This window comes from Roseiarcus sp., from assembly GCF_052145395.1.
Taxonomy (GTDB): Bacteria; Pseudomonadota; Alphaproteobacteria; order Rhizobiales; family Beijerinckiaceae; genus Roseiarcus.
In genome coordinates, this window is record NZ_JBKQOT010000660.1 from 1 (window position 1) to 6,083 (window position 6,083).

5 protein-coding genes and 1 pseudogene are annotated in these 6,083 nt (G+C 67.7%); 2 read left to right on the forward strand and 4 right to left on the reverse strand.

Annotated features, from left to right (window positions below):
- The first annotated feature begins 555 nt into the window (after positions 1–555).
- A complete protein-coding gene (locus tag ACLP25_RS22690; RefSeq protein ID WP_442471402.1) occupies positions 556–1,062 on the forward strand; it encodes a hypothetical protein in 507 nt (168 codons plus the stop codon).
- Positions 1,063–1,157: 95 nt separating this feature from the next.
- Here ACLP25_RS22690 and mutL read toward each other — a convergent pair whose 3' ends face one another.
- On the reverse strand, positions 1,158–2,969 hold the full coding sequence (gene mutL, locus ACLP25_RS22695; RefSeq protein ID WP_442471403.1) for a DNA mismatch repair endonuclease MutL: 1,812 nt from the start codon (positions 2,967–2,969) through the stop codon (positions 1,158–1,160).
- Positions 2,970–3,325: 356 nt separating this feature from the next.
- Here mutL and ACLP25_RS22700 point away from each other — a divergent pair, with 356 nt between their 5' ends.
- Entirely contained in the window at positions 3,326–4,489 is a 1,164-nt protein-coding gene (locus tag ACLP25_RS22700; RefSeq protein WP_442471404.1) for a DUF2652 domain-containing protein, read from the forward strand.
- Here ACLP25_RS22700 and ACLP25_RS22705 read toward each other — a convergent pair.
- The 3 genes and pseudogenes from ACLP25_RS22705 to ACLP25_RS22715 all read right to left on the reverse strand — a co-directional run.
- Positions 4,486–4,841 (reverse strand): annotated as a pseudogene (locus ACLP25_RS22705) (antibiotic biosynthesis monooxygenase family protein). The gene ACLP25_RS22700 and the pseudogene ACLP25_RS22705 sit on opposite strands and share 4 nt — an antisense overlap.
- A 63-nt stretch (positions 4,842–4,904) precedes the next feature.
- A complete protein-coding gene (locus ACLP25_RS22710) occupies positions 4,905–5,768 on the reverse strand; it encodes an aldo/keto reductase (protein ID WP_442471405.1) in 864 nt (287 codons plus the stop codon).
- A gap of 28 nt (positions 5,769–5,796) precedes the next feature.
- On the reverse strand, positions 5,797–6,083 hold a 287-nt coding region (locus ACLP25_RS22715; protein ID WP_442471406.1), incomplete at its 5' end, for a coproporphyrinogen III oxidase.

The following is a 6,083-nucleotide window of genomic DNA, read 5'->3' on the forward strand; positions in this document are numbered from 1 at the left end:
GCGCCCGAGCCTCCCGCCACCCGCTCTTGCCGGCAAGGGCCGTTACTACCAGTAGACCGAGCGCGATGGTTCTGATGATCCGTTTCATCAAGTCCTCCCCAGCTTTTCTCACAAATTTACTAAGCACCACGACACCGACGTGAATGTCAAGAACATTGTTGTAATGTAGACGAAACTAAATCCCAGGAGTGCGCAGTTTTACAGGCGAGGATGCTGCAAATGGGCGGTAACGCTTATTTCGCGCTCGCAACGGAAGGACGGCTTTGGCGCGGATTCCGGCCCTTCCCGAGGCGACCGCTGTAGGCGCACTTTCCGCCCAATTTAGGCGTTCAGGGCCGCGCGTCGCAATGCCCGCTCTACGTCGATACGCGACGTTGAATCGGTCGCAACGAACTCCTGCTCAAGGTCGAATCCGGCTCGAAAGCGATTCTCTGCGATCCAACCTTCTCCCGTGCGCCGCAGGGGCGCATTGCCGGGAAGGCGAAATGATTTGTGTTGCGGAAAAACGGAAATAGCGGTATCATAGCTTCAGGATCAGAAGAACCCGGAGCGCGCTTGCCCGATGACGAAAAGCCGCTGTCCGAGTGGGCGCGCAAGCGCGCCGCGGGGAAGGCGCGGCGCGCCCGGCTCATCGAGCGGCGCGAAAGCTATTTCGACCTGCTCATGTCCGGCTACAGCGTTCCGCAAATCGCCAACGCCATGGGTATGAGCGTGGCCGCAGTCCGCCGCGCGATCGCCCAGGCGCTCGCCGACCGCCGGCTCGATTCGCCGGAGGACTACGCCCGTCTTCAGGTCGCGCGCCTCAACAAGGCGCTGCTCTGCGCCGACGCGTTGCTCGAGGAGGGCGAGGTGAAGGCGATCCCCCATTTCGTGAAGATCGTGGCCGAACTCGACCGCTATCACGGCCTCGCGCGGCCGGCCCGTCTCGGCAAGCCCGCGCGCCAGCGTCCGACCGCGCGCCTCGCCCCGCCGCCGCTCGCCTTGACCCACGCACCCGAGCCGCCCGCCCCCGTCGAGGCGGCGACCATCGCGAGTCGCGCAGGGGAGGTCGTAAGCGTTTGATATCTTGAGGGTGCGCAACATCGTGCGCGGGTCGCACCCTCACCCGGCGCCTTTTCCGGCCGCCACCTTCTTCTCGCTTTGCGGGGCGAAGGGAGCTATCGCCTCCCGAACAGCCGCTCGATGTCGGCGAGCTTCAGCTCGACGTAGGTCGGGCGGCCGTGGTTGCACTGGCCGGCGCCGGGCGTCGCCTCCATCTGGCGCAGCAGCGCGTTCATCTCCTCGGATTTCAGCGGCCGGCCCGAGCGCACCGAATGGTGGCAGGCGAAGGTCCCCAAAAACTGGTCGAGCCGCCGCGCGAGGCTCAGCGTCCCGTCCTCGGCGGCGAGGTCGGCGGCGAGGTCGCGGACGAGGCCGGGGAGTTCATCCTGGGTGAGGATCGCCGGCGCCTCGCGCACTAATATCGCGCCTGCGCCAAAACCCTCCACGACGAGGCCGAGCGAGGCCAGCGCCTCGGCGTGCGCCTCGATCAGCCCCGCCGCGTCCGGGTCGAGATCGACGACGAGGGGATGGAGCAGCGCCTGCCGCTCGACGCCCCGGCCCTCGCGCTGAGCTTTCAGCGTCTCGTAGACGATCCGTTCGTGCGCCGCGTGCTGGTCGACGATCACCAGGCCGTCCGGCGTCTCGGCGAGGATATAGGTCTTGTGCACCTGGGCGCGCGCCGCCCCGAGCGGCGCGGCCAGGTCGCGCTCCGCGGGCGCCTCTGCGGCGACCGCCGCAGCGGGGGCGAATTCGGCGAAGCTCCGTTGCGCGGGCTCGGCGAAGCTCGCCGCGAGCGCTCCGCTTCCTCCGCCGGGCGGCGCGGCGGGCGAGGCGCGCCAGTCCCAGCCCCCCGCCGGCGGCGCGGGCCGGAACGGCTGCGGCGGCCGCAGGGCGAGCACGGTCGCGGTCCCGCCGGTCGCGGCGGCGCGGTGCAGCGCCTCGGCGAGCCGCTGCTTGACCGCCCCGACCACAAGGCCGCGCACGAGGCCGGCGTCGCGGAAGCGCACCTCGGCCTTCGCCGGGTGGACGTTGACGTCCACGCCATGCGGATCGCATTCGAGGAAGAGGGCCGCGACCGCGTGCCGGTCGGCGGGCAGAAAATCGAGATAGGCCGCGCGCAACGCGCCTGACAGAGTCTTGTCGCGCACCGCCCGGCCGTTGACAAAGAGAAATTGCGCGAGCGCGTTTGGCCGGGAGAAGGTCGGCAGGCCGATGCGTCCGGCAAGCCGCACGCTCTCGCGGGCGGCCGCGAGTTCGAGCGAGTTCGCGGCGAAGTCGGACCCGAGCGCCTGCCTCAGCCGATCGGTGAGGCCCGCCTCGCCCGGCCCGCAGGGCGGCCAGTCGAAGCCCGCCCCGACGTCGGTCGCGAGCGAAAAGCGCACTTGCGGATTGCCGAGCGCAAGCCGGCGCACGACGTCGGACACCGCCTGCGCCTCGGCGCGATCGGACTTGAGGAATTTGAGCCGCGCCGGCGTGGCGGCGAAGAGATCCCGCGCCTCGACCCTGGTGCCGGGGCCGCCGGCGCAAGGGGCGACCGCGCTTTTCGTCCCGTCCTCGACGACGAGCCTCAAAGCCGTCGGCGCGCCCGCCGCCCGCGTGCGGATCTCGAGCCGCGACACCGAAGCGATCGACGGGAGCGCCTCGCCCCGGAAGCCGAAGGTGGCGATCGCAGTCAGGTCCCCGTCCGGGATCTTCGAGGTCGCATGGCGCTCGACGGCGAGCGCGAGGTCGGCCTCGTCCATGCCGCGGCCGTCATCGGTCACGCGGATGAGCCGCCGGCCGCCGGCCTCGATCGTCACCTCGATGGCGCCGGCGCCGGCGTCAAGCGCGTTCTCGATCAGCTCCTTCACCGCCGCAGCCGGCCGCTCGACCACCTCGCCCGCGGCGATGCGATCGACAAGCAGGGGATCGAGACGGCGAATCGGCATGGCGGCTCCGCCGTCAGTATGAAGCATATTCGGCCGCTTCGCGACGGCCGTTCCGGTCGACGGCCACCGCATCCTCTTGTGTCGTTTCGGCCTGCCGATCACTAAAGAGCCGCCGTGGTCCTGCCGAAGCCTCGAAGCCCGGCAGGCGCGTCGGGATTTCTGACCGCCAGGAGGACCTAAGACCTTCGAAGTCGGGATGGCAGAGGGTGAGGGCCCGTCGCCGCAGACGCACAGCTTGCGGGGCTGACGCGGCGTGCGAGGCCCGTTAGGCGGCTCGCAAGATCGGTGCTACTTTCTGCAAAACGTCGCCGCGGGCCGTCGCGCATCCGCGACCGTCGCGCAGGGGGGAGTCCGCCATGCTTCCGAAGACGGAATCGGCTTGTTTCGCAATCGCCGACATTTCCGGGTACACAAACTTCGTCGCCGGCGTCGAGCTCGACCACGCCCAGGACATCATTGCCGACATCATGGACACGCTGGTCAAGGCGCTTCGTCCGCCGTTCCGGCTCGCCAAGTTCGAAGGCGACGCCGCGTTCGTCTATGCACTCGCCGACAAGGTCGACGGGTCGCTGCTCCAGGATTCGATCGAGGCCGCGTATTGCGCCTTTCGCAAGCGGCTCCGCAATATTCGCCAAGCCAACAGTTGCGTGTGCCAGGCCTGCAGCCGCATGCAGAGCCTCGACGTGAAGTTCGTGGTTCATCACGGCGATTTCGTCCGTCAGAAGATGGCCGGCCGGGAGGAGCTCGCCGGCCGGGACGTGATCCTTGTCCACCGGCTTCTCAAGAACGAGGTCAGCAAGACATTCGGCGCTCACGCCTACGCGCTCTATTCCGACGCCTGCGTGCAAGCGATGGGGATAGACCCGAAAGCGCAGGGACTCGTGGAGCATGTCGAGACCATCGACAACTTTGGCGAAGTGAAGTGCTGGGTCAGCGACCTCGAGCGGGTGTGGACGAGGGATAGCGACACGAAGCGAACCGTGGTTCAGCGCGCCGATGCGTTCGCGGTGATCGAGACCGACTTCGCTGCGCCCCGGCCGGCGGTATGGGAGCTCATCACGATGCCCGGAAACCGCCCGCGCTGGCAGGGAAGCGACAGCGTGGTCGAAAATACGGCGAAGGGCCGGCGGGGGGCGGGCACCCAAAATCACTGCATGCACGGCAAGGACGCCATCGTCGAAGACATCCTCGACTGGCGCCCGTTTGACTCTGTAACCTTCACCACGCTGTTGCCGGCCCCGGGCGCTCCGAAAATCCTGATGGGCTATGCGTTCGAAGACCGGGACGACGGCGGCACGCATTTCGAAGTGCGCTTCGCCAAACCGAAGCCGAAAGATGCGCCGTTCTTCGAGCACATCTGGCCGAACGTGCAAGCCAAGTTCGCCGGGGAGTTCGAGATCCTGCGCGGATTGCTGGCGGATGAGGCAAAGGCGGCGGCAGCCGTCGAGAAACCTCCCCTGCCACTCTCGCGCATGCGCTTTCGCGCCGAGCCGGTTCCGGCGCCCCCCGGTCAGGCCTAGCGCGCGTTGGGACTCCCGACCGTCTGGAGGACCTCGAAACCCTCGAACTCGGGATGGCCGAGATAGAGCGGCTTGTTGTCGCCGGCGTTGCGATGCGCGGCGCGGAAATGCTCCGATTGCGTCCAGGCGGTGAAGGCCTCCCGGCTCGCCCACACCGTATGGGACGCATCCGGCTCGCCCACACCGTATGGGACGCATAGAGCACGTGGTCGTCGCGCTCGGGTCCACGCAAGAGATGGAACTCGATGAAGCCAGGAACGCGATCGAGATGGCTGTCGCGGGAGAGCCAGACGGTCTCGAACGCGCCCTCGGCGCCCTTGAGGACCTTGAAGCGATTCATGGCGATATACATCGGCAGCGTCCTCTCAAATAGCGCCCGCTCTTGCCTGATCTCGAGCGGGTCCCGTGCGGGAGGTCAGCCCGTCGCGCGCCCGACGCGATCGAGCTCGCCGAACTCCTCGTCGGAAAGCTCAATCCCCGCCGCGCCGACGTTCTCCTCGAGATGCGCGACCTTGCCGGTGCCGGGAATCGGCAGCACGACGGGGCTGCGCTTCAACAGCCAGGCGAGCGCGATCTGCCCGGGCGTGGCCTTGCGCCTGCGGGCGATTGCGTCGAGCGCCGAGCCCTCGCGAGCGAGGTCGCCGGCGTTGAGCGGGAACCACGGAATGAAGCCGATCCCGTGGCCGGCGCAGTAGTCGAGCGCCGCCTCGCTCGTCCGGTCGGCGAGATTGTAACGGTTTTGCACGGTCGCGACCGGGAAATACTTCGACGCCGCCTCGATCTCGCTGACGCTCACTTCCGACAGGCCCGCCGCGCGGATGACGCCGCCCTTGATCAGCGTCTTGATCGCGTCGAACTGCTCGCCGGCCGGAACCGTAGCATCGATGCGGTGGAGCTGCCACAGGTCGATCGCCTCGACCCCGAGCCGCCAGCGGCTCTTCAAGGCCTGCTGGATCAGATATTCGGGCCGGCCGAGCGGGATCCAGACATCGGGGCCGGTCCGGGCGAGGCCGCCCTTGGTGGCGATCTTGATCGTCCCATAAGGGTGCAGCGCCTCGCGGATCAAGCCTTCCGAGAAGTCGGGGCCGTAGGAATCGGCGGTGTCGATGAAATCGACGCCGAGATCGGGCAGGCGTTTCAGCGTCCGGATCGCCTCGGCCCGGTCTTCGGGCGGGCCCCAGACGCCTTTGCCGACGATGCGCATGGCGCCGAAACCGAGCCGGTTGACCTCGAACTTCCCGCCGATGCGGAAGCGTCCCGATTGCGCCGCGTTGCTCATGACAGTCCTCGCACGTGTTTTCAGCCGCTCAGGGCCAGCGGGCCTCGGGCGGCATGGAGGAAAGAATGGAGGCGATGTTGCCCCCGGTCTTCAGGCCGAAGATCGTACCGCGATCATAGAGGAGATTGAACTCGACATAACGGCCTCTGCGGACGAGTTGTTCCTCACGTTCGCGTGCGCTCCAAGGCCGCGCTGCGTTCAGCCGAACGATCTCGGAATAGACCGCGATGAAGCTCTCGGCGACGTCGCGGACGAAGGCGAAGTCGTCGTCGAAGGCCGAATTGCCGGCGTCGCCGGCGCTGTTGAGATGGTCGA

Coding starts and splice junctions, on each gene's coding strand:
- ACLP25_RS22710 (WP_442471405.1), bottom strand. CDS start 5,768: ATGAGCAACGCGGCGCAATCGGGACGCTTCCGCATCGGCGGGAAGTTC.
- ACLP25_RS22700 (WP_442471404.1), top strand. CDS start 3,326: ATGCTTCCGAAGACGGAATCGGCTTGTTTCGCAATCGCCGACATTTCC.
- mutL (WP_442471403.1), bottom strand. CDS start 2,969: ATGCCGATTCGCCGTCTCGATCCCCTGCTTGTCGATCGCATCGCCGCG.